This is a genomic window from Collinsella sp. An307, from assembly GCF_002161805.1.
In the GTDB taxonomy this organism is placed as follows: Bacteria; Actinomycetota; Coriobacteriia; order Coriobacteriales; family Coriobacteriaceae; genus Coprousia.
The window spans coordinates 32410-56614 of sequence record NZ_NFIP01000005.1 but is presented as its reverse complement, the minus strand read 5'-3'; the positions used below and the strand labels follow the sequence as shown (position 1 = coordinate 56614).

Sequence of the window (24205 nt, the reverse complement as noted above, 5' to 3'; positions counted from 1 at the left end):
TGGGCGCCGTGCGCGCCCGCGTTATTTGGAGACGTTCCAGAGCAGGGCGATCATGCCGATGGCAAGCACCGCCATGATGACAATCCACACCACCATCTCCACGACCGACATACCGGCGCGGACAATGCGGCTGCGTGGACGGTCGCGCACAGGCTCGGGGTCGTACGGACTTTTTCTCGTCATGTTCGTGTACATGGCATTGGTTGAAAGGGCATCCATGTAAAACACCTCCTGGCACTATAGTGTCAGGAGGCGTTTGCGCTATCCATCGATTTGCCTTACAGCCGGCTTGCAGTTTTGTAAGGTAGGCTAAAGGAATCCTTAATGCATGGGTTTCCGCGGACGCATAGAGGCCAGGGTGGACGCAAAGGCGTCATCGCCCACCACACGGCTGAGCACCTGTCCGTAGGAATGCGCGAGGTTCAAAAAGCCCGCGTCGGCCGCCAGAACCGTCGCGCGCGCAGCAACCTCGAGAATCTCGTCGCTCGGTGCGATCGGAATCTCCGCGGCATCAAGTATGCCTCTCACGTCCTCCGGCTCCAGACGACTCTCGACGGATGCCGCCGTCATAAGGTCGCGCATCTCCTCCTCAACCATCTCGCGCAGACGCGGGTTGGGCAGAGCGCGCTGGTAGCAAGCAAGACTCGTCCGATAGTCGGCCATGCGCCACAGCACAAAGGCAAGTCGGTAATACGTGTAGGTGAACGACGCCGGATCGACATCAAAGCGCAGGGCGCACTTGAGATGCTCCGCCGCCTTCTCGAGCTCGCCGAGCTTAGACTCGGCCGTCGCCGCTGCGATATAGGCGCTCGGCGAGGTTGGGCCGAGCTCAATCGCCTGCTCGGCGTAGGCAGCCCCGTGCTCGGCGTCGCCGTTGTCGGTGCAGAGGTTTGCGAGCGAGACGTACGCGTCGTACTGCGAGTCGTAGACGTAGCGATACCGCACCGCCGGGTCGTCATCAACAAGCGCCATCGCAAGACGGGAAGCACCGCTTGCGCAATAGAGCGGCCGCAAGCCAGTATCCTCGTCCATAAGACTCATGACGCCCAACAGGTCAGAGAGCTGCTGGGCCGCCTCGGCGGGACGCCCCTCCGCGAGGGCAATTGCCTCGCGCAGGCGCCCGACAAACGGATCCTCGCCCAGGTGGTACACGTCAAGGTCACATACGCGCTCCGCATGAAGAAACTCGGCGAGCTCTGGCGTAAGCGAACGGGTGTCTTCCCAAACGGGGCAAGTGCGCGCCGCGTCTGGATCGGTGCGCTCATCTTCCGGCAAGGCCAAGGGCTCCAAACCCAGGCGCTCATTCAGCGTGAACGTGAGGCGTGCCGCCAAAAGCTGCTCTTTGATGCCGCTCACACTCCACGTGAGGCGCGGCTCAGAGAGAACGCCTTTGCGCACGACATCGTAGACCGACATGATGAAGCCCTCGCGGTCCACGTCCATGCGCAGCAGCGGGTGCTCAAACGCGCGGTCCTCGCAAAGAACCACCCGTACGCCGCCCACGCCCGCGCTGGCACTGAACCCCACCGTGGCAAGGGCGGTGGCAAGGCGGAGGGCATAGGCGCTCGCCGCAACCTCTGCGTGGCCGCTGCAATCCGCAAGGGGGCTTCCCTCCTCGCCCGGCGCCTGCGCGCGGACCCAGCGCGGCATTGCCTGCGCACCCGGGACCTTTGCGGTAATGGTCACCGCACCCTGCGAGGCATTGGCAGAAAAACGATAGGTAAGTCTAAAGGGCAGCGCCAGCTCCTCAAGAAGGATGGCAACGCGCGTGCGCAGGTCCCATTCGCCCCCGCGCTCGCCCATGGTGCCAAACAGGTTGAGCAGGCGATTGTCGGTATACGCCGCCTGCTTGAGATAGGGCGCCGTCTGGTCGGTAATGGCGCGCACGCAACGCCAGTCCTCATCAGCGCAATACGCCTCCGACGCTGCGGAAAGGTCATCCGCCCCATTCTCGCGCGCACGGCGGGCGATGAGGGCGAGACGGTTGAGCGCCCCTTCCATCGTCGTCAGCGCATCGAATTCCTCCTCGTTTAGCTCGTCGACATCGCACGCAAACCAAAAGAGCCCCGTTGTCCTTAAGCGACGCAGAGAAACTTCATGGCGCGCGGTAAGCGCTCGGAGCGTAACGGGGTCGGCATCAGTCAGAATCCGCGCGGCATAGCGCTCGAACCCAGAGGTGCGCTCGCCTCGTTTGACCTCGCCCAAAAACGCATCGATCGCATCTGCCGGGGGAAGGTCCAAAAACGCCGTCAGGACCTCGCCCATGCGCTTGCCGGACGCGGCACCCGCATCCGCTCGCCGGGGAAGATGCCAGAAGGCAAGAAAAGCCACCGCGAGCATCTGCCGGAGGTTGACAGCAGATGCGCTGTACACAGGCCCAAGGTCGCTTACCGGGTCGACAAGCGCGTAGGACCCGTCATCGAGCTGCTTGTATTCCGTTACCTGCCGCTCCTCGCCGCCCGGCGTGCGCAGCGCGATGCGCCCCGTGCGCGGGTTGCTGCGCCAGCGGGCGACGCTCAGGTCGGGCTCGCGTTCCGGAATGACGTCGAGGTACCCGTCGCAGGCGTAGACGTAGCCGCCGTCTTGAATCCATGCGATCACGTACCCGGTGCGCTTGCCCGTGAAATCAATAAGGTAGCCAAGGCCTCCCTCAGGCTCCGGCATGCCGGCGCCCCAGCACACGGCATAGCGCGACCCTTCCGCCTGCGCAGGAAGCGCCTTGAGATGCGTTGCCTGGCAGAGCAGGGGAATCTTGATCTCTTGGGCAGACATAGCAGTGCCTCTCTCACAATGGCGCCCGCGCGCGGCGCCATAGAATGCGTTGTTTATGCCTTATCATAGCGATTCGCGCGGACACGAAGCGGGGCGGCGGCGATACGATTTTGCTAGCATAGGACCTCGGAACCTAAAAGATTCAGCGCCGGCGGGAGGTGAGTACCTTGAAGACGATACATGTTGCCGCCGGCATCATCCGCCGCACGGCCGAATCGTCCGCTACGTCCGAGGTGCTCGCCGTGCAACGCGGCTACGGAGAGATGCGCGGCCTGTGGGAATTCCCCGGCGGCAAGGTCGAGCGCGGCGAGACACCCGAGGACGCCTGCCGGCGCGAACTTGCCGAGGAACTCGATGTTACCGTCGAGAACCTGCAGGCGTTCTATACCGTCGAATACGATTATCCCGATTTCCACCTTTCGATGGAGTGCTACTTCTGCGAGATTACCGCAGGAAGCCCGCGCCTCTCCGACCGGCAGCTCGGCCTGCGCTGGGTCGAGCGCGAGCGCCTCGGCGAGCTTGCTTGGATGCCCGCGGACACCGGCCTTGTAGAGGCCCTTGCAAAAGGAGACGATGCCGAGCACGCGGTCGAGGGAGAACTCGTCCGCCGCCGCGCCGCCATCCGCAAGTCCATGAAGGGCAATAAGCGCGCCAACACTAAGCCCGAGCTGCTCGTACGCCAGCGTCTGCGCGCCGCTGGGCTCACGGGATACCGCCTGCAGTGGGCCAAGGCGCCCGGCAGGCCCGACATCGCCTTCCCCGGGCGCAAGATCGCCATCTTTGTGAACGGCTGCTTCTGGCATCGCTGCCCCCACTGCCACCCGAGCGTTCCCAAGCGCAACACCGCCTTCTGGGAGGCAAAATTCGCCCGCAACGTTGAGCGCGATCGCGCTGCGGTAGCGGCGCTTGAGGAGGCGGGCTGGACGGTCATCACCATCTGGGAATGCGAGCTCAAACGCACCAACATTGACAAGACCATGGAGCGTGTGCTCGCCCAGATTCAAGCCGCAAGCGCGTAAATCTGCTGGTAGCACACCATACACGAACCCTTCAAGGCGATATAAGTAAGTCTTCACTCACCCATAAGTATTGCCCGTCGCAACTTGGCGATAATGGCATCAGCGCACCGGAAACGCAGCAGCCGGCGCGCGTGCGACACCGGCGGATGAGCGAGGAGGCTGCGATGCATAGCTCCCAACATGCAGCCTTAGCACGGCGACCCCAATACCGTGAGGACCGTGCCGGTAACCTCTCCTTCCCCCCAACACAGAGAACCTGCCTCCTCTGCTCTCCCCCGCCGTCGTCCGCTCGCTCGAGCGACCAGATACAAAACCTCCTGCATTCGAGCGACGAGCTACTCGAGGCGCTCAACACCTTGCCTCTTGCCCATGCGGCTAACCTGTAGCTCTCCTTTTGTCCGCAGCCACGGACGTACCACAGCGACTCGCGAGAAGCCGGCCACGCGCCGGCTTCTTGCATTTTTGCCGCCTCACGCTCATGCTCCAGGCTTCGCTACAATGGGCTTTGGCTGATATGGGCGAAAGGAATACCTGTGATTATCGAGAACGCTTCGCTTGCTGACACTGACCGCGTAATTGAACTTGAGTGCATTCTCGAGAACACCGAGCTCGATTACGCGCGCTGCAAGGAAATCTTTGAGGCGCAGCTCGAAAACCCCTCATTTTGCTGCTTGGTTGCCCGCGAGACGCCCGGCGCGCCGGCAGCGGGACTTATCAACATCCGCTTTGAAGACCAGCTGCATCACGCCGCACGCGTGGCAGGTATTCTGGAACTTGTTGTCGACCCGGCCTGCCGCGGGGGACGCATTGGGCAAGAGCTCTTCCGCGCCGGGTGCGACGCCGCGCGCAAGGCGGGCTGTGTCCAGATCGAGCTCGAGACCAGTTGCTGGCGCGAAGGCGCGCATCGCTTCTATGAGCGCGAGGGCATGGTCTTTGATCACCGCTACTACACGATGAAGCTGTAGTCGCTGCCAAAGCGACACGCCATGGGGCGGGGCGGCCGCAAGGTCCCCCGCTTCGGACAGTCCTCGAAAAAAGAGCCCCTGCGGGGCTCTTTTTTCTGCGGAACTCGCGGGGGACCTTGCGGCCGTCCCGTCCGTATTGTCAGTCTATTCGGACTACATCAGCTCGCATACGTTCTTGGCAAAGGCCACCGGATCCTCGGGCAGGATGCCTTCGACCAGAAGCGCCTGGTCGTAGAGAAGGCCGGTGTAGAGCTTGACCTTATCGGCGTCACCCGCCTCCTGAGCGGCAGCAAGCTTGGCAAACACCGGGCTCTTCGCATTGAGCTCGAGCACGCGCTGGGCGGTGGGCATGCCCTCGACATCACCCTCGGGACCGCGCTTTAGGACCTTCTCCATCTCGAGCGAGAGCGGGCCCTCGGTAGTAATGCAGGCGGGCGCGTCATCGGCCGAGACCAGACGCGAGGAAACCGAAACCTTCTGGACGTGGTCGCCGAGCGCCTCCTTCATAGCGCTAAAGAGGTCGGCGTGCTCCTTGGATGCCTCCTCGGCCTCCTTCTTCTCATCCTCAGATGCAAGGTCCAAGTCGCCCGTCGCGACGTTCTTGAGCTCCAGATGGCGGTCCTCGAGCTCAGGCTCGGCGCCATCTGCCACGGCCTTCTCGGCAGCCTCGCGCGCTGCGTCGTCCTCATAGACCTTCGGCATATCGCGCGCCACATACTCGCGCATGGACTGGAAGGTGAACTCGTCCACATCCTGCGTGCACAGAAGCACGTCAAAGCCGCGCGCAAGCACGCCCGTCACCACCGGCATCTTGGACAGACGGTCGCGGTCGTCGCCGGCGGCAAAGTAGATGGCCTTCTGACCCTCGGGCATCGCCTTAGCGTACTCGGCGAGCGTAATCATCTTCTGCTCCTTGGCGCTCCAGAAGAGCAGCAGGTCCGCAAGCTCGGTGGCCTTTGCGCCATAGCTCGCGTAGATGCCGTACTTGAGGCCGCGACCAAAGTTCTCAAAGAACCTCTCGTACGCCTCGCGGGCGTTATCGCGCATGTCCTCCAGATCCGACGTCACGCGCTTCTCGATACGGCGCGCGATGGCGCGAAGCTGGCGGTTCTGCTGCAGGGTCTCACGGGAAATGTTGAGCGACACATCGGCGGAGTCGACCACACCGCGGACGAAGTTATAGTAGTCGGGCAGAAGGTCGGCGCACTTCTCCATAATCATGACGTTGGAGCTGTAAAGCGCAAGGCCCTTCTCGTAGTCCTTGCTGTAGAGGTCAAACGGCGCGCGCCCGGGGATAAACAGGAGCGCATCGTACTCGAGGGCGCCCTCGGCATGGAAGCTGATGGTGCGGGCGGGGTCCTCGAAATCGTGGAAGGTCGACTTGTAGAACTCGTTGTAGTCGGCGTCCTCAACGTCCTCGCGACGCTTCTTCCAGATCGGCGTCATGGAGTTGATGGTCTCAAGCTCCTCGTAGTCCTCGTACTCGGGCTTGTAGTTGTCGCCGGCGTCCTCGGGCTTGGGCTTCTGGCGAGACTTCATCACCATCATCTGAATGGGATAGCGCACATAGTTGCTGTAGCGGCGGATGAGATCCTTGAGCCCCCACTCAGAGAGGTAGCGATCATAGTTCTCGCCCTCCTCGCCGTTCTCACCCGGCACGTTCTCGCGCAGAGTCAGGATGACGTCGGTACCGTGCTCGGCGCGCTCGCCGGGCTCGATGGTGTAACCCTCCAAGCCATCGGACTCCCACACATGCGCCTCGTCCTCACCAAAGGCACGCGACACCACGCGCACGCGCTTGGCGACCATAAAGGCGGAGTAGAAGCCCACGCCAAACTGGCCGATGATGTCGAGCGCGTCGCCCTGGCTCTCGGCGTTCTCGGTCTTGAACTCCTCGCTACCGGAGTGGGCGATGGTGCCCAGGTTGCGCTCGAGCTCCTCGGCGGTCATGCCGATGCCGTTGTCCGAAACCGTAATGGTGCGTGCATCGCGATCGAACGAAACACGAATTGCCAGGTCAGCCTGGTCAACGTGCATGCTTTCGTCCGTCAGGCTCTTAAAGTTGAGTTTGTCCACCGCGTCCGATGCGTTGGAGATCAGCTCACGCAAGAAGATTTCCTTGTTGGTGTAGATCGAGTTGATCATGAGGTCGAGAAGCTTTTTGCTCTCTGTCTTGAACTTGCGCATGAAAACGTCCTTCCCGTTGACGTGTCGGCAAGGGCGCCCATGCTATGCAGCGCTCACCTCACCGCAACATCTCGTTAACGCACACCATAGTACCCATATTCTCACTCATAAAACCTTAGTCTCTAAGACTTAGATTATTAATCACAGCATCATCGCAGCACAGCATTCGTGCCAGCAGTTACTCAGACACAGAGGGCAGCACCTGCACCGGGAAAGTGACCGTAATGCGCGTGCCGCAATCGGGCTCGCTTTCGAGGTCGATGGTCGCGCCGTGGAAGGCGGCGGCGTGCTTGACGATGGCAAGGCCCAGACCGGTACCACCGCGCGCCTTGGAGCGGCTCTTGTCCACACGGTAGAAACGCTCGAAAATCTTTGCCTGCTCGTCGTGCGCAATGCCAATACCGGTGTCTTCCACACGAATGAAGGGGCGTCCCTCTTCGATGCCGCACGAGAGCACCACCGAGCCACCGGGCCGGTTGTAGCGGATGGCGTTTGACGCCAGGTTGTAGGCAAGCTCGTCGAGCAGGCGCGGAACGCCGATCACCATGGCGGGATGGGCGTCCAAAAAGACCGCAACGTCCGCTTTATGCGCAACGTGCTCGAGGCGTTGCTGCACCGTTTCGAGCATGCGCGGCAGGTCGACGGGCTCGGTGGAGCCAAGCACGCTTGCCGCATCGTTCGATTCGGAGCGCTCCGCCTCATCCAGATTCGACAGGGTGAGGATGTCGTTCACAAGCGACGTCAGACGGCCCGCCTCGCGGTAGATGCGGCTGCCAAAGTCCTTGATGTCCGCCTCGTCGACCACCATGTCAGACGAGATAAGCTCCGCATAGCCGGAGATGGTCGTAAGCGGGGTCTTGAGCTCGTGGGTGATGTTGGCCGTGAACTCGCGGCGCATGCGATCGTTATCGGCAAGTACGCGCATCTGCTGCTTGAGCTCTTGGCGCTGGCTCTCAATCCGCTCGAGCATGGGGACCATCTCCGCATAGGCGGCCTCCATGTTGCGCTTGGGGTGGTCGAGGTCGACGTCGAGCAGAGGCGCAATGATGGCACGCGACTCGCGGCGCGCCGCAAAGAACGACACGACAATTACCACGGCGGCGATGATGAGCAAAGGGCCCACAAACGACAGCAAGATGGAGAGCACGCCCGCCTGGGCCTGCGCGATACGCACCACCTGACCGTTACCGAGCAGCACCGCCTCGTAGAGCATGACCTCGCCGAGCGTGGAGGAATCGCGTTCGTCGGAACCGTGGCCCGTCTCGCGCGCGGCGATGACCTCGGGGCGCTGCCCGTGGTTTTCCATCTGACTCGCCGGTTCCTGATTGTCGTAGATGACGGTGCCGTCCTCCGCAATGAGGGTGAGACGCGTGTTGTCGATGTCCACCCGCTCGAGCACCGCGATGTCGTTCACGGTGCTTTCGAGCGCCGCCGCAACGATCTCCGCCTCGTCATGCAGCTCGCTGCGCGTGACCTGGGCGAGGTTGTTCTGCAGAAATGCCGAACCCACCACCGTGAAGACCGCGATCGCCGCAAACGCGACTACAAAGACCGTCCCAAAGACGCGTCTGGAAAGGGTGCGCTTGGATCCAAAGGGGCTCATGGGCAGACCGCCTGGTACGCGGTGCTACTCAGCGCGGTCGGCAAAGCGGTAACCCACGCCACGGACCGTCTCGATACAGCCGGCATGATCGCCGAGCTTTTGGCGGAGCGTCTGCACGTGGACATCGACCGTGCGCGAGCCGCCGTCAAAGTCCCAGCCCCACACGCTCTGCAGCAGGGCCTCGCGGCTAAAGACCACGCCGGGTTTGCGCATAAGGTACTCGAGCAGGTCAAACTCGCGCAGCGTCAGCTTGATCTCCTCGCCGTCGACCTTCACCTCGCGATGGCTGGGCGAAAGCACGATGCCACCCGAGGAGAGCACGTCGGACACCTTCTTGGTCATGCCGCCACGGCGCAGAAGCGCGCGGCAACGGCTCGTGAGCTCCATGAGCGAGAAGGGCTTGGTGAGGTAGTCGTCCGCACCGCCGTCGAGCGCAACCACCTTGTCGAGCTCGGTATCCTTGGCGGTGAGCATCATGATGGGAACCGTGGCGGTCTCTTGGTCGGCGCGCAGGCGGCGCAGGATCTCCAGGCCGTCGGTATCGGGAAGCATGATGTCGAGCAGCACGGCGTCAGGAACGCGACGAGCCACCGCAGCTTTGAACTCGCTGTCAGAAGCGAAGCCCTCGGCCTCTATACCCTGCTGGTGCAGCGCGTAGAGCGTAAGACCGCGAATGTTGTCGTCGTCCTCGACGTAATAGATCATCGTGCCATCCTCTTCTCATCTGCCGAGTGCCAAAGCCGGCATGCTCCCATCTTACCCGAATCGGCCCGTCAGGTAATCCGCCGTGCGCTGGTCTTGCGGCGTGGCGAAGAGCTGCTCGGTGGGCGCGTGCTCCACGAGCTCGCCCAAGAGGAAGAAGGCAACGGAGTCGGAGATGCGCGATGCCTGCTGCATGTTGTGGGTAACGACAACGAGCGTGTAGTGCTCCTTGAGCTCAAGCGCGAGCTGCTCGACCATCTGGGTGGAGATGGGGTCGAGAGCGGAGGTGGGCTCGTCCATGAGAAGGACCTCGGGGTGCACGGCGATGGCACGCGCAATGCACAGGCGCTGCTGCTGACCGCCCGAAAGACCCATGCCGGAGCTCTTGAGCTTATCCTTTACCTCGTCCCACAAGGCAGCGCGACGCAGCGACTCCTCAACAATGCCCTCGAGCTCGCTTTTGCTCTTGATGCCCATCCCGCGCGGACCATAGGCAACGTTGTCGAAGATGCTCATAGGGAAGGGGTTGGGGCGCTGGAACACCATGCCCACGCGCTGGCGTAGGCGGGTGACGTTGTAGTCCTGGTAGATATCCTCGCCGTCGAGCTCGATCGTGCCTTCGATGCGGCATCCCTTGACGAGGTCGTTCATGCGGTTCAGCGTGCGCAGAAGCGTTGACTTGCCGCAGCCGGAGGGGCCGATGAACGAGGTCACCTCTCGGTCCCGGATGTCGATGGAGACGTTCTTGAGCGCATGGAAGTCGCCGTAGAACAGGTCGAGGTTTTGCACCGACAGGCGCACCGGATGCTCCGGCTTGGCATCGCCAGCTGCCGGGGGTACGACTTCGCCCCGCTCGCGCGCTGCCGCCGCCTCGACCTCTGCCGCCCAGCTCTGCTCAGCAGTATCCACCTGAGTACCTCCAAACGTTATGCGCGCCCAGGGCGCCCATATCAAGCGTGATAGCTCGCTTGATGGTACGCGTCCGAGTTCAGGCAGCTGAAAGAGACATGTTAGGGAAGTGTAAGGCACACCGCACATGATGCGCTCATTTGGGGACGGGGTCAAAATATGCAACCGCATCCGCGTCTGGCCTGAGCTATACTGAAGCGGATTTGCCGTGCATGCGACGTGCGGCCCCTGCGGCAGAAAGGTTTACGAGGTTGCGTATCCGCTAGACATCTCTCATCTGTTCCCCAAGCGTTCGGCGCACCCTGCGGTGCGCGGCGCCTACGTTAGGAGATGCCCATGCAACTCGTGCTTTCTCATATCACTTACACCTACCCTGCTGCGCCTGCTCCCCTCTTGCAAGACGTGTCGGTCACCTTCCCCCGCGGTTGGACGGGACTATTAGGTGACAACGGTTGCGGCAAGACAACGCTCGCGCGCATCGCAACAAGCGAGATTGTGCCCGAGCGCGGAAGCGTGACCTCGGGGCTCGTCTCGGTGCTCTGCGCGCAGGAGGTCGATGACGAGCCAGACGGGCTCTTTGATTTTGCTGCCGACTATGGCCGCGAGGCGCGCGAGCTACGCGAGATCTTTAGGATCGAAGACGACATGCCCTGGCGCTTTGCCGAGCTATCCTGCGGCGAGCGCAAAAAGATTCAGATCGCCGTGGCACTTTGGCGCCGTCCCGACGTGCTGGTGGCAGACGAGCCGACCAACCACCTCGACGGCGACGCCCGCGGCGAGCTTACCCGGGCACTCGCACGCTTTCGGGGTATCGGCATCTTGGTGAGCCACGACCGCGCTCTTTTGGATGCGCTCGCCGAGCGCTGCGTCTCATTTGAGAACGGCGGTATCGTCGTGAGACCGGGAGGCTACACGGCGGCGCACGCCCAGGCAGCGCTTGAGCGCGAAAGCCTCACTCGGGAACGCAAAAGCGCCAAAGACGAACTCGCCCGCCTGGCTCAGGAGCGCGACCGCCGCGAGCATGAGGCAGCGCGCGCAGATGCGCGGCGCAGCAAGCGCAGGCTCGACCCTAAGGACAAATCGGCAAAGGCCAAGATCGACCTTGCCGTCTACACTGGACAAGACGGCGCCCGCGGACGCCTCTCTGCCCAGATGGGGGCGCGTATGGAGGCAGCTCAGAAGCGGGTTGCCGCAGCGTACGTGGCCAAGCGCTACGACGGAGACCTCTGGCTGGACGCTCATCCGTGCCCGCGCAAGACCCTCGTGCATATCGCGCCCACGGAGATACCCTGCGGGCCGGGCACGCTCGCAATCCCTGAGTTCTTTGTAGGCAACACCGACCACATTGCCATCGTGGGACCCAACGGCGCCGGCAAGTCGACGCTTCTCGCGCACATCCGCACGCTCCTTGCGCCGGACCTCACCGTGCTCGATATCCCACAGGAGCCAACGCCTGCAGAGCGCAAGCGTGTGCTTAAGAGCATCCGGGCGCTCTCCACCACCGCGCGCGGGCAGGTGCTCTCGACCGTGGCGCAACTCAACTCAGACCCCGACCGCATCCTCATAGGTGCGCGCACAAGCCCCGGCGAGCTGCGCAAGCTCATGCTCGCGGCGGGAATGCTCGACCACCCCGTCCTCATCATCATGGACGAGCCGACCAACCACCTTGACCTGCATTCAACCGAGGCGCTCGAGCGGGCGCTCGCCGCCTACCCCGGCGCACTTTTGCTGGTAAGCCATGATCGGGCGTTTCTTAACGCTTGCACCACACGCACGTGGGAAGTACGCGCAGGCCGGGTGCGCGAGGGCAGCTAACCCATCCAGTCGAAAAGCGCGCTCGCCACATCCTGCCCAACGCGGCGCGCCACGATACCGGCGAGGTTGCCAAACTCCTGCGTGAGCAGATCCCGCTCGTCGGGATCGAGCTCGCGCAGTGCTCGCGCCGCTGCACGGCCGAGCTCCGGCCCGCCCGCAAAGATCTCCGCCGCGCTTTTGGCTCCACTCACGGCAATAGCGGCAAAAATCGCCTCTACTACCTGCTCCTTGCGGGCATCGTCCATGCTCGCGAGCCACTCGGCGGCCACCGCACGGAGCGCCTGAGAGGCGTCGTTCACCCGCTCGCGCGCCACAAAGTCCTCGCCATAGGTCTCCCACGAGAAGATGGAATGCTCGTCGAGCCCCGCGGCAAAGCTCTCCACGCAGCGCTCGCCGCCATGGTGCTCGAGCAGCATCCCTACGATGGAGTCCTGCGGCACAATGCGCGTAATGCGGCCCTCGAGCGGACGGTAGGCGCCCTCGTCAAACACCCCCGCCTTGAACCCCGGTGCATCCAGCGCCCACACATGTTCGATGCGGGACTGCACCTTGGGCGCGGCGGTAAGCGCGGCAAAAAGCGCAAGGTTGCCGCCCTTGGAGTGGCCGCACACCACAAGGGGACACGGTAGATGTGCCGCCATGGTCTCTAGATAGAAGCGCGCAAGGCGCTGTGCGCGCACCACGGGCTTGTAGGTCATGTCGAAATTCTCGCGCCAGCCGCAGAAGGAAGTATCGGTTCCGCGGAAGGCAATAAACGCCAGGCTATCGCGCCACAGATACGTCGTCGCGGAGAACTGCGCATGCGTTGTCTCGTCAAAAGTCGCCTTGTAGCCTATGAGCCGCATGTCGCGAAAGCGCGGACTCGCGATGAGGGCAAAGAGGAGTTTCTTGAGGTCCTCGGGCACAAACCCCGTGAACATCGCGTCGAAGCGCTCGGCACGCGCCAGGTCCTCAAACCGTGCGGCGCGAAGCGCGGCGGGCGCAACCAGCGTGCGCAGCCGCGAGAGCGCCGCAGGCGTACGCGGGACGGAGGGTACAATGCCCGCCCCGTCGATCATGGCAGCCTGCGAGAAAATTGCCGCGTCGACGGCATTCACCGGTCGCTCGTCAAATGAGGCGAGCTCGTAACCGAGATATTCAAAGACATTCGCCACCGACGGGGACCTTTCAACAAACACCGTGCACTTGTAGCCGCTTGTACCCAAACATGCGCGGACAGATGCAGTGGCGCTACGCCGGCAGGACGATGATAAACACAGTGTGCTCGGGCGACGATTCGCAGGAGATGGTGCCGCCGTGCGCCGTCACAATCTCCTTGGCAATGGCAAGCCCCAAGCCAGCCCCGCCGTGGTTGGTGGCACGCGCGGCATCGAGACGATAGAACTTCTCGAAGATCACCTTGAGCTTGGGGGCGGGAATGGGGTCGCCCTGGTTCTCGAAGCGAATCTCAACCGGCCCCTCGGCATGAGCGACCGTGGCGGCATCGCCCGACGGCTGAGAGGCGGAAGCCGCAGCCAACGATGTGCCCAGGCGACGGGCGCTCACACGAATCGTCGAGCCCTCGTAGCTGTAGGCGATGGCGTTTTTCATGACGTTGTTGAACACGCGCGCCATCTTGTCCGCATCGACCAGCACCGAGAGCCCCTCCGGCACATCGACCTCGGCATCCTTGTTCTGGGCGGAAAGCGTTGGGTAGAACTCGTCCACCACCTGCGCGAGCAACAGCGAGAGGTCCACGTAGCCGCGCGTGAGCACCATATCGTGGAAGTCGAAGCGCGTGATATCGAAAAACTCCTCGATAAGGGCATCGAGGCGCCGCGCCTTCTCGAGCGCGATGCCGCAGAAATGAGCACGCTGCTCAAGCGGCAGGTCGGGTGCTTCCTCCAGCAGCGAAAGATAGCCCACCACACTTGCGAGCGGCGTCTTGAGGTCGTGGGCGAGGTAGGTGACGAGGTCGTCTTTGCGGGCAGCATCGTCACGCAGCGCCTGTTCCGCCTTGCGCTCGCTCTCGCGCACGCGGTTGACCGCGCTCTCCACCTCGAGGAAGCTCCCGTCGAGCTCGTCCCAGTTGTCGCGATGCTCGATCAGCCGGTCAACGATGTGCGCAGAGATAACGTGGTCGGCCTCCTCCTGCCCACGGTCGTAGCCGTAGCGGTACATAGAGCGCCCGGCAAAATACGCCCCGCACACGGCGACGGCAAGCAAAAAGCCACCAATCATGAACACGTGGTCGAGGCCAAAGACGATGGGGGCGGTCACGCTCTCTGAAACGATGAAGCCCACCAGGAGCGTGGCGAGCCAGGCCGCTCCGCCCATGATGACGCAGCGGCGCACCGGCGGGAAGCGATCGATAAGCAGGTAGCCCAAAAACAGCAGCACCACAAAAAGCAGCAGCTGATCGGGGCCGACCACCACAAGCAGCACCACAAAGAGCATGCAGATGGAAAACGCTCGGTTACCCATGAGCGCGCTCAGGTGCTCGAGCAGGGTCTTGGGGGCGAGCTCCTCGTCCACACGATCGACAAACGACTCCGAGGCAGCACCGCTCACCGGCGCCGCGCCCGCAGCTTGGGTAGCAGCAGGGGACGGCACCGAGAGACGGGCGGGTGTATCGTCATCCCAAAACGAAGCCGCTCCGTCTGCCGTAACGCGCTGCGCGGACGCCTCGCTTGGCGCGGGCGCTTCTGCCGGCACCTGTTCGTGCGCAGCGGCGCTGTCTGCACGCCGCGGCTCGCCCGTAACCGGATTCACCGGTGCGTGGGCCTCACGCCGGTCCGCCCAGATCTTGTTCGCCATGCGCTGCACCCCCGTCTCGCGCCAAGCGTCGCGTTGCTCGCCTACGCGTCGATGGTATACCCGACGCCCCAAATGTTGCGAATGAAACGCGGATTGGCCGCGTCGTCGCCGATCTTCTCGCGCAGGTGGCGGATGTGCACCATGACGGTGTTGTTGGACCCCGCCATGAACTGCTCTTTCCACACGGCGGCAAAGAGCTCCTCCACGGGAACGACCTTGCCGCGGTGCTCGACCAGATACAGCAGAATCGCGTACTCGAGCGGTGTGGTGCGCACGGGCTTCCCGTCCACCGTCACCTGGCGGGCGTCGCGGTTGATGGATAGTCCGTTGACGTTTAGGACCGCCTCTTCTGCCTGGTCGCGCGTGCCGTAGCTCGTATAGCGCCTGAGCTGCGCTTTGACGCGGGCAACAAGCTCTAGCGGCCTAAACGGCTTTACCACGTAGTCATCTGCCCCCAGCGAGAGCCCCTCGATCTTGTCGGACTGGGCATCGCGCGCGGTGAGCATGATGACCGGATAGGTGTGGTTTGCGCGTACGGTGCGCAACAGCTCGAACCCGTCGATGTCGGGCAGCATGATGTCGAGAAGGGCAAGGTCGAATTCCTGCGTGAGGATGGCGCGAGCAGCGTCCGCCCCGTTATAGGCGAGCGTCACCTCGTATCCCTCGTTTTTGAGGTAGATTCCGACCAGATCGGTGATGGCGCGCTCGTCGTCGACGACAAGGACGCGCGGTGTGTGCTGAGTATTCACGGGCACTCCTTCCCTGGCCCCCATTATGCCCAGCGAAGCCGGACGGGTGCCGGGCATTGCAGAAATTAAGCTAGCGTTAAGCCAAGGCCCGCTAGATAAGCAAAACCCCCCAGAGGGAGCCGACCAGCAGAGGACCGGCGTGCTAGCATGATGCCGACTGCTCCGCACATAACAACTCAGGAGGAAACATGGCCGGACGCGTGCTCGTGGTAGAAGACGACGCCAGCCTAAACGAGATTGTATGCACCTTTCTTAATCAGGAGGGCTATACCAGTGTGCCCGTCTTCTCGGGAAGCGAGGCTAGGCTCGTTATTGAGGAGGCGACGCGGGACTGCGTGCGTGGAACCGGTTTTAACCTCATCATCACCGACCTCATGTTGCCCGGCATGCCCGGCGAGGAGCTCGTGCCGTTTGCACGCGCGCGGCTCGGAGACATTCCGATCATCGTGACCTCGGCCAAAGGCGCGGTGTCTGACCGGGTGGCACTCCTGCGCACCGGTGCGGACGATTACCTCGTCAAACCCTTTGACCTCGATGAACTTGCCGCCCGTGCAGAAGCGCTCTTTAGACGCGCGCAAGGCGGCGCAACGACCACGCACGGATGCGAAGACGAGCGCGCTACAGACCCTGAGGAGCGTGTGCTCGCCTTTGGCACCTGGCGCCTCTCGCCTGAGACTCGCACGTTCACGGTGGCAGGCGCACCTGTCAGGCTGACCCGCACCGAGTTCGATCTTCTCGCCACGCTCATGGAACACCCAGACCGCGTCTTCACCAAGCGCGAACTCTACACACTCTGCTGCACCGACGACCCCGCGCTCATCCCCACCGTTGCGGACGAGAAAACCGTCGTCACCCACATGGGCAACCTTCGCTCCAAGCTTAAGGCGTTGGGCGCTGATGTCCATATCGAGACGGTCTGGGGCATCGGTTTCAAGCTGCGTCGCTAGCAAACGGGCCCAATCTTGCAACAATCTTGCAGGTTTGCTGGCATCTTCTTGCAGCACGGTCCGTATCTTCTATGCCAAGATGAACGTCGAGTGAAAGGAGATGCGACCATGAACGCCATCGAGACGCACGTGCTCGAGAAGACATTCCGCGGTAAGCGGGCCCTCCGCAGCCTCAACCTTACCGTGGGACGCGGCGAAATCTACGGGTTCATTGGCAAGAACGGTTCAGGCAAGTCCACCACCATGAAAATCGTGGCAGGGCTCATGCCCGCAACCGCAGGCGAGGTGAACGTGCTAGGCGCCTCGCTTGCGCCCTGTGAGGCGCATCCGGCGGTAGGCACGCTCATCGAGAACCCCGGAATCTACCCTAGCCTGTCCGCACGTGACAACCTCATGGTAAAGGCACTCACCCTTGGCATCGTGGACGCCAAGCAAACCTGCCAAGAGCTGCTTCACGCGGTTGGCCTCGCCGATACGGGACGGCAGAAAGCCAAGCGTTTCTCCATGGGCATGAAGCAGCGTCTTGGCATCGCGCTCGCCCTCATGGGCAACCCAAGCGTGCTTATGCTGGACGAACCGCTGAACGGCCTCGACCCGGACGCGGCGCGTGCAATCCGCACATTGATCGTGCGTCTCAACCGCGAGCGCGGCGTGACGGTGCTCATCAGCTCGCACGTACTCGACCAGCTCGAGCGCATGTGTACCTGCTACGGCATCATCCGCGACGGCCACATGGTGCGGGAGCTGACAGCAGCCGCCGTGGAGGAGGAGTGTGCGAGCTACCTTTCCCTCAGCTGCACTGAGCCAGAACGCGCCCTCGCGACGCTCACTGAGCGCGTCCGCGGCGGATGTATTCAGATGATGCCGGACAACACCCTGCGCATCGACGGCGACGTGGACACTGCACGTGTGGGCGAGGTCCTCATGAGCGAGGGCATTGCGCTTACCGACCTGCACCGCACAGAGGGCGACCGTGAGGCGTTCTTTGTGAAGCTCATGGGCGGCCACGACGTAGGCGATACCGGCACCACGTCCGGCAATGCCGCGAGCCGCACCGCCGGCCGCTTCTCTCGGAAAGGTAGGTGATGGGCGATGCTGAACTTCCTGCGCGCCGACCTCTACCGCCTGCACCACTCGGGTGTGACGGTGGGTGTTTTACTCTTTATCGTCGGTTTCTGCCTGTTCTTCGTCGGGGTGAACATAGTCATCGCGCTTAGCGCGGGCAAGCCGATTTCTACGGTAGATTTTCCCAACGCGCTTGATGTCACGGCAGAGATAGCCTTCCTTTCTGGCTTTCTGCCTCTGCTTGCCTCCTACGCTCCCACGTATCTGGTCGCAAGCGATTGGAAGGCGAGCGGGTTCAAAACCGTACTCGTCGGCGGTGGCGCCCGAAGCGGTTACATCGCCTCAAAAATCGCAGTTGGCGCGTTGTTTGCACTCGTTCTTCCGGGCGTCATGCTCGTCTGCTTCGGGCTCATCCCTTGGATGCTCGGCATGCGCGTTGAGAGCGTCACGAACATATCGCAGTTGCTCATGTGGTGGAGCCTGGCATCGCTCGTCGGGTTTACCTACACCGTCGTCTGCACCCTCTGCGCCATCCTCTCCCGCGGGGAAACGCTCGCCTGGGTGAGCACCATGTTCGTGGGCCTCGGCATCGTAGGCAACGGGTTCATGTTGCTCTTTGGCATGGTCGCGGCCTTCCTACCACCGGCAACAGACCTGGCGCAATTTGCTATCGACAACATGCTCTACAGACAGGCGATGGGACTCGGCAACGGCACGTCCTTCGTCGCCGGGGATGCGGGTGCGCTCGTGCACACCGCGCTCGTCGCCGTGGGCTGGGCAATCGCAGCGGGCGCGCTCGGCTGGATTGTCTTCCGCCGCAAAACGCTGTAGGTGGCAAAATATCACCTAGGGACGGGGAGGTGCCCATGGAGGTGCAGACGATACTTTTGATTCTCGTAGCCGTTCTCGGCGCGGCGGGTGCGCTCTGCGGCCTCCTCCTTCTCGCACGCGATCGCGAACTCGCACGCATCGCCCGCCTCGTCGAGACGCGCGCCGACCGAGGCTCCAGCAACGCACGCATCAGGTTACATGTGCGAAGTGCCGGCCTCACACAGCTTGCTCAGGCGCTGAACGCCGAGTTCGACCGAACCGAGGGGGAACGCATCGCCGCCGAGCGTGCGAAGGGCGCCTTCCAGCAGGACCTCGCATCGCTCAGCCACGATATCCGCACGCCGCTCGCCGGTGCCCAGGGGTACCTCCAGCTCGCTGAGCGCGCCGAGAACGAGGAGGAGGCCACTCGTTACCGCACCCAGGCAACCGAGCGCCTGGGCACCATGCGCGAGCTGGTGGACGGCCTCTTTGAGTATGCACGGGCGAACGACCCGGATTTTACCCTCGCGACCGAACCCGTGGAGGTCATGCCTGCGCTTTCTGAGGCGCTCCTCTCGTTCTACCCCGACCTTACCGCCCGCGGCTGGGAGCCGATAATCCGCTGCGTCGAAATCGGCGAGAGCGTCCGTGCACTCGCCAACCGCGAGGCGCTTGGACGCGTGCTCATGAACCTCACTGTCAATACCCTGCGGCACGGTACGGGCGCGCCGACAGTGGAGGTTGCACGTGAAGTCGCCGCTGCGACACCGGCAGACGGCGGCGCGCCCACAGGCAGAGAGCTCGCACGCGCCGTCGGCACAGCGGATGCGACCTTACCAGCAGATTGCGTGACGATACGTTTCAAAAACCCGGTGGCAGATGCCTCGCGCATCGACGCGGCGCGACTTTTCGACCGTTTCTACCGCAGCGACGCCGCGCGCACAGGCGAGGGGACGGGGCTCGGCCTCGCCATTGTAGCACGCCTCGTGGACGCCATGGACGGTACCGTCTTTGCCGAGACGACGGGCAACACGCTCGCCATCACGGTCGCGCTGCCCGCGGCATAGGTGCGCTGTTTGCGAATTCGTAACGCTGCGTGTGCATTCGTCACGCTGCGTGTGCATTCGTCACGCTGCATGTGCATTCGTCACGCTGCGTGTGCACTTTGCACGGACCGTGTGCATCCGTCACACTTTATGTGCATCGGTAACGCTTCATCAGGCATATAGCGTGACAGATGCACACGGGGTGTGACAGATGCACATGAGGCGTTACAAGCGCACACACAGGGAGCGAAGAACAGGGCGCGAAAACGCTCATCAGCACCCTCTGGTACCTGCCACCGAACTAGCCCGCAAGCTCGCGCTCCGCGGCGGAGAGGCCCTCGGGCGAAGCCATGAGGCCGAGCACATCGCCTGCGCGCAGAACCTCGTCGGGCGCAACGGCAAGCGTTACCGCCTCGCCGCGACGCAGCGCCACCACCTGCGCTCCCGTACGGGCACGCAGATCGCTCTCAGCGAGGGTGGTGCCGGCAAGCGCACTCCCCTCTTCTACCTCAACCCAGTCGAGCTCGAGGTCGTGCATCGCCGTCATGAGGCGCTCGACCGCACGGACGCGGGCGAGCTGCGCGCCATCGCCCAGAGCCTCATAACCGCTCTCGCGCAGGTCGTTCGCGTAGCCCTGAATCTGTTGCGGACGGTAACCCAGACGCAGCAGGGCATGGCGCATGAGCTCGATGCCGCCCTCCAGCTCGGGGCGCACCACGTCAGCGGCGCCCGCCTCTACGAGCGCCTCGACCGCACCGTCGGAGTCGGCGCGCGCGACGACCGTGAGCCCCGGCGCGAGCTCGCGCGCCTCGCGGGCGACGAGCTCGGCGGACGCCTCCTGATCGATGGCGACCACAAGCAGACGCGCCGCATCGAGCCGCGCGTGCTCGAGGATGGTGGAGTTGGCCGCGTCGCCCTGGAGCACCCTGAGGCCGGCTGCCTCCGCCTCCTCGGCCGCCTCGAAGGCGCGTTCTACCACCAAGCACGGAATATCGAGCCGGGCGAGCACATCTGCCACGCAGCGGCCCGCATGGCCGTAGCCCACCACGACCACATGGTTGGCGAGCATCTTTGTACCGGGCGTCTCGATGGTGCGCACGTGACGGTCGTAGAGCTTATGGAACAGCGGGTGCGCGCCGAGTACGCGCTCGAGCGGGTCGACGGACTTGAACACAAACGAGTTGAGCGCAATCGAGATGACGGCGCCGCCCAAGATGAGGCTGTACTGCTCGGAGGTGAGCACGCCGAGCGACACGCCGAGCTGCCCGATAATGAAGGAGAACTCGCCTATCTGCGAGAGGCCGGCAGCAACGGTGAGCGTGGTTGCGAGCCCGGCGGAAAGCACGATGCCGAGCACCATGTTGATGAGCCATTTGCCGACCATGATGAGTGCCACGATGGCAAGAAGCTCGCCCAGGTGCGCCACGAGCACCGCCGGGTCGACCATCATGCCCACCGAGGCAAAGAAGATGATGGAGAACAGGTCCTGAAAGGGCACGGCCTCAGCCGCGATGCGGTGCGAAAGCGCAGACCCGCTCACCACCACGCCGGCCAGAAATGCGCCGAGCGCAACCGATACGTTGAAGACAAGCGACGCGACCATGGCGACGCCGAGCGCCACAACCACCACCGCGAGCTGGAAAAGCTCGCGCGGGCAGAAGCGCGCGATCTTGGTGAGCAGCCACGGCAGAACGCGCGACCCCACCACGAGCATGAGCGCCACAAACGCGGCCGTGAGCACGAGCGCCTCGACCACCTCAAACGCAAGCGCCGGGCCCGCAACCTCGCCCGGGCCAAACACCACCGGCAAAATGACGAGGATGACGATGGTCGCGAGGTCCTCCACAATGAGCCAGCCGGTGGCCACGCGTCCGCCCGCGCTCTGGTAGCGGCCCGCGTCGGTGAGGTTGCGGATGAGCACGACGGTGGAGGCGATACTCACCGAAAGTCCCAGCATGATGCCCGCCTCGCTTGACCAACCGAGCACCTGCGCGAGCCCCCAGCCCGCAAGCGTGCCAAGCGCGATCTGCAGTACCGCGCCGGGGATGGCGATGCCCTTGACCGAGAGCAGGTCACGGATCGAGAAATGCATGCCGACGCCGAACATCATGAACATGACGCCAACCTCGGAGAGCTGGCTCATGGCATGCGAGTCACCGATGAAGCCCGGCGTGAAGGGCCCCACCGCAAAGCCGCCGAGCAAGTAGCCCACAATGGGCGGCAGGTGGAGCGCTCGCGCGACGAGGCCGCCGGCAAACGCCGCGACGAGGGCGAATACAAAGGTGAGCAGCAAAATGGTGTCGCCGTGCATAGGGTCCTCTCGGGTAGGTAAAACGGTATGCGGACACGCGACGTCGGGATCACGTATAGTGCAAACCCGCGGCGTCGCGATACGAAAAGCGGCCCTCTCGGTGACGCGAAGGCCGCATGGCATATGTACGCATCTTTGAGTTTCCTATACCCGCAAAGATGTGACGTATTCAGTAACAGAACATTTACGCATCTAGATAGGCCACAAGACCGTCGAGGGTCGCCTCCGCATCGGCGCGCCCGCGCTGATAGACCTCCTCGAGCACAGCCGGGTCGCGCACGACCGCCGGGGTCTTGACCGAGGAACTCGGCCGCACCACAAAAATCTCGCCCGCCTGCTCGAGGCGCTCGATTGTATCGAGCGTGGCATTGTAGCGCTCGTGGCGATTGGCGAGCTGCGCCACGAACTGAGGGTAATGACGGAACCACAGACGCAAAAACGGCATTATCGCATTGGGTTCCTTGCGGTAGCCCTGCGGCTGCGTGAGAACGAGCACCGTCTTTTGGTGCCCGCGCGCGAGCATCCAGTCAAGCGGGATGGAGTCGGCCACGCCGCCGTCGAGGAGCAGTCTGCCGTCCCGCTCGACCGGGCGCGAGAGCACCGGGATCGAGGCCGACGAGCGAATCCACTCGATAATATCGCCGCCGTCGCCAGAAAGCTCGTGATACACCGCCTCGCCCGAGGCAAGGTCTGTCGAGGTGGTGAAAAACCGCATGGGGCTGCGCTCAAATGTGTCGAGGTCGAAGGGGTCGTGCACCCAGGGCACCTCGCCGTACGCAAAGTCTTTGCTGTAGAGGTCTCCTGTGGTGAGCAGGTTCTTGAAACCGCTGTAGCGTGGGTCTGCGCAGAACCGCTCATTGTAGCGGCGAGCGCGCCCAATCTGGCGCGATTTGAAGTTGCACCCAAAGGTAGCGCCCGCAGACACGCCCACGACCTCGGCGGCGGTAATACCGTGCTCCATCCACACATCGATCACGCCCGCGGTAAAAAGGCCGCGCATGCCACCGCCCTCGAGCACCACGCCCGTGGTATCCGCCCCGCGCACGGGCTCGGGCGCGGGCACATCCACAATAGGATCGCCCACAACAAAGGTTTTTCCTTGGGGCGTTGTTATGGTGGTCCGGGCTTGTGACATTATCGGTCCTTCCGTCAACTCATCTGCAGGACAGTATACGCGCTGCGCCGCCGCCGAGATTTCCGCATTGCGCAAAGGGGCACGGGTATACCATGGGAACATCACGACGCCAGCGGCAGACGGGACACGCGCATGGACCAGTTTCTCACCCAGTTCCTCTCCATCCTCCCCGAAGGCTGGATGCGGCAGGTCGCCTGGTTTGCCATCCTTCTGGCGATAACATTTGCCTGCGAGCGTGCCATCGCCCATGGACTTCGGCGCATCCTGCGCAGCGACGAGAACCCGCTTCCCGCAACCTCCATCATCGTCAACATCGCGCGCGGCGCCGTCTGGTTTGTAGGGGGAAGCATCATCCTCGAGACCTGCTTTGACGTCAACGTGAGCACCTTCGTTGCCGCCCTTGGCGTCGGCGGTATCGCCATCTCGCTCGGCTTCCAGGACACGCTCTCCAACCTTATCGGCGGCCTGCAACTCACCTTCATGCGCGTTGTGGCTCCCGGCGACCACATCCGCGTCGGCACCGATCAAGGTGTGGTGACCGACGTGGGTCTGCGGCACACCACCATCGAGAACGCCACCGGTCAGACCATCATCATCCCCAACTCGGTTCTGTCGAAAAGCTCCTTTGTTAAGCTGCCGCCGGCGAGCCTCGTTGTGGTGCCCTTTGCCATCACCTCAACCGAAAAGCCGCTCGCAGAGGACGCCGAACGCATAGCCCAGGCAACCGAGACAGCCGTGCGCGCGGTCTCCCCCATCGTCTCCGACCCGCCCGTCAAGGTGCTCTTCTCAGACATCACCGAGTACGGCTTCCGCGGCAAGGTCATCCTGCACATAGAGAACCCGGAGCTCGTCGCCGCCGCGATCGACGCCGCCGTGCGCGCCATCGCCCCGTTCACGCGGTAGCGCATTCGCGGCAGAAAGACGTCTTGCCGCCTCCTTTGGGTATGATGAAACTCTGAGACAGCCCAGAGAGGAGCCATCATGCCCGTTATCAAGACCTATGCATCCACGCCCATCCCCGAGGATGCGCGCACCGCGCTCAAGGCTGCGTACGGATCTGCCATCGAGGCCATCCCTGGCAAGTCCGAGCAATGGCTCATGTGCCTTTTTGACGAATGCGCGCCCATCTACTTCGCCGGCGACGACACGCAGCCCTCTGCCCTTATCGAGGTGGGCGTCTTCGCACGCAGCGAGGTACCGGCCGCTGCATGGGACGCCCTCACTGCCGAAGTGACCCAAAGCGTGGCGCAGACGCTTGGCATCGATCCCTCGCGCATCTACGTGAGTTGCTCGTCTACACCCAACTTTGGCTGGAACGGCAGCACGTTCTAGCGCCGTCCCGCGCACCGCCCGGCAACGCTAACCCATACCATC

Annotated in this window: 20 protein-coding genes; 9 read left to right on the top strand and 11 right to left on the bottom strand. The window is 63.2% G+C overall.

The genetic code is table 11. From position 1 onward, the window contains the following. Positions 1 to 21: 21 nt before the first annotated feature. Together B5F89_RS05360 and B5F89_RS05355 are read right to left on the bottom strand one after the other, a co-directional pair. Complete coding sequence (locus B5F89_RS05360; RefSeq protein ID WP_087430770.1) at positions 22 to 219, bottom strand: hypothetical protein; 198 nt, start codon at positions 217 to 219, stop codon at positions 22 to 24. Between the two features lie 102 nt (positions 220 to 321). Next, positions 322 to 2772 carry a tetratricopeptide repeat protein gene (locus B5F89_RS05355; protein ID WP_087430769.1) on the bottom strand — a complete coding sequence of 817 codons (2451 nt, stop codon included), beginning with the start codon at positions 2770 to 2772 and terminating at the stop codon, positions 322 to 324. A gap of 167 nt (positions 2773 to 2939) precedes the next feature. Between B5F89_RS05355 and vsr the strand changes: the two genes are divergently transcribed. Next, complete coding sequence (gene vsr / locus B5F89_RS05350) at positions 2940 to 3791, top strand: DNA mismatch endonuclease Vsr (protein ID WP_087430768.1); 852 nt, start codon at positions 2940 to 2942, stop codon at positions 3789 to 3791. 533 nt (positions 3792 to 4324) lie between these two features. Beyond that, positions 4325 to 4756: a GNAT family N-acetyltransferase gene (locus tag B5F89_RS05345; protein ID WP_158098423.1), complete on the top strand. Its 432-nt coding sequence runs from the start codon at positions 4325 to 4327 to the stop codon at positions 4754 to 4756. Between the two features lie 153 nt (positions 4757 to 4909). On the opposite strand, the gene htpG is transcribed toward B5F89_RS05345, so the two are convergent. The 4 genes from htpG to pstB all read right to left on the bottom strand — a co-directional run bounded on the left by htpG (position 4910) and on the right by pstB (position 10049). Continuing rightward, complete coding sequence (gene htpG, locus B5F89_RS05340; protein WP_087430766.1) at positions 4910 to 6943, bottom strand: molecular chaperone HtpG; 2034 nt, start codon at positions 6941 to 6943, stop codon at positions 4910 to 4912. A 178-nt stretch (positions 6944 to 7121) separates the two neighbouring features. After that, complete coding sequence (locus tag B5F89_RS05335; RefSeq protein ID WP_087430765.1) at positions 7122 to 8546, bottom strand: ATP-binding protein; 1425 nt, start codon at positions 8544 to 8546, stop codon at positions 7122 to 7124. A 24-nt stretch (positions 8547 to 8570) separates the two neighbouring features. Continuing rightward, entirely contained in the window at positions 8571 to 9251 is a 681-nt protein-coding gene (locus tag B5F89_RS05330) for a response regulator transcription factor (RefSeq protein ID WP_087430764.1), read from the bottom strand. A 51-nt stretch (positions 9252 to 9302) separates the two neighbouring features. After that, positions 9303 to 10049: a phosphate ABC transporter ATP-binding protein PstB gene (pstB, locus tag B5F89_RS05325; RefSeq protein ID WP_087430880.1), complete on the bottom strand. Its 747-nt coding sequence runs from the start codon at positions 10047 to 10049 to the stop codon at positions 9303 to 9305. Positions 10050 to 10493: 444 nt separating this feature from the next. Here pstB and B5F89_RS05320 point away from each other — a divergent pair, with 444 nt between their 5' ends. Beyond that, positions 10494 to 11972, top strand: coding sequence for an ATP-binding cassette domain-containing protein (locus B5F89_RS05320; protein WP_087430763.1), 1479 nt, complete (start codon positions 10494 to 10496; stop codon positions 11970 to 11972). Here B5F89_RS05320 and B5F89_RS05315 read toward each other — a convergent pair. From B5F89_RS05315 to B5F89_RS05305, 3 genes are all read right to left on the bottom strand, one after another. After that, positions 11969 to 13126 carry an Mbeg1-like protein gene (locus tag B5F89_RS05315; RefSeq protein WP_087430762.1) on the bottom strand — a complete coding sequence of 386 codons (1158 nt, stop codon included), beginning with the start codon at positions 13124 to 13126 and terminating at the stop codon, positions 11969 to 11971. The two genes, B5F89_RS05320 and B5F89_RS05315, sit on opposite strands and share 4 nt — an antisense overlap. 76 nt (positions 13127 to 13202) lie before the next feature. After that, positions 13203 to 14768 (bottom strand): HAMP domain-containing sensor histidine kinase, encoded by a 1566-nt coding sequence (locus B5F89_RS05310; RefSeq protein ID WP_239286684.1) that lies wholly within the window; start codon positions 14766 to 14768, stop codon positions 13203 to 13205. Positions 14769 to 14809: 41 nt separating this feature from the next. Beyond that, complete coding sequence (locus B5F89_RS05305) at positions 14810 to 15517, bottom strand: response regulator transcription factor (RefSeq protein ID WP_239286683.1); 708 nt, start codon at positions 15515 to 15517, stop codon at positions 14810 to 14812. A gap of 188 nt (positions 15518 to 15705) precedes the next feature. On the opposite strand from B5F89_RS05305, the gene B5F89_RS05300 reads away from it, so the two are divergent. The 4 genes from B5F89_RS05300 (at position 15706) to B5F89_RS05285 (ending at position 19406) form a co-directional block, all read left to right on the top strand. Continuing rightward, the gene (locus B5F89_RS05300) at positions 15706 to 16464 is read left to right on the top strand and encodes a response regulator transcription factor (protein WP_087430761.1); all 759 of its coding nucleotides are present in this window, start codon (positions 15706 to 15708) and stop codon (positions 16462 to 16464) included. 108 nt (positions 16465 to 16572) lie between these two features. Then, positions 16573 to 17550, top strand: coding sequence for an ATP-binding cassette domain-containing protein (locus tag B5F89_RS05295; RefSeq protein WP_087430760.1), 978 nt, complete (start codon positions 16573 to 16575; stop codon positions 17548 to 17550). A gap of 6 nt (positions 17551 to 17556) precedes the next feature. Further along, positions 17557 to 18360, top strand: a complete 804-nt coding sequence (locus B5F89_RS05290; RefSeq protein ID WP_087430759.1) for a hypothetical protein — start codon at positions 17557 to 17559, stop codon at positions 18358 to 18360. 35 nt (positions 18361 to 18395) lie between these two features. Then, positions 18396 to 19406 (top strand): HAMP domain-containing sensor histidine kinase, encoded by a 1011-nt coding sequence (locus B5F89_RS05285; RefSeq protein ID WP_087430758.1) that lies wholly within the window; start codon positions 18396 to 18398, stop codon positions 19404 to 19406. A gap of 280 nt (positions 19407 to 19686) precedes the next feature. Here the strand turns inward: B5F89_RS05285 and B5F89_RS05280 are convergent, their stop codons facing one another. After that, positions 19687 to 21696, bottom strand: coding sequence for a cation:proton antiporter (locus B5F89_RS05280; protein ID WP_087430757.1), 2010 nt, complete (start codon positions 21694 to 21696; stop codon positions 19687 to 19689). Between the two features lie 184 nt (positions 21697 to 21880). Next, positions 21881 to 22780, bottom strand: coding sequence for a patatin family protein (locus B5F89_RS05275; protein WP_239286682.1), 900 nt, complete (start codon positions 22778 to 22780; stop codon positions 21881 to 21883). 183 nt (positions 22781 to 22963) lie between these two features. Here B5F89_RS05275 and B5F89_RS05270 point away from each other — a divergent pair, with 183 nt between their 5' ends. After that, entirely contained in the window at positions 22964 to 23734 is a 771-nt protein-coding gene (locus B5F89_RS05270; protein WP_087430756.1) for a mechanosensitive ion channel domain-containing protein, read from the top strand. A 78-nt stretch (positions 23735 to 23812) separates the two neighbouring features. Then, a complete protein-coding gene (locus tag B5F89_RS05265) occupies positions 23813 to 24163 on the top strand; it encodes a hypothetical protein (protein WP_087430755.1) in 351 nt (116 codons plus the stop codon). Positions 24164 to 24205: the final 42 nt, after the last annotated feature.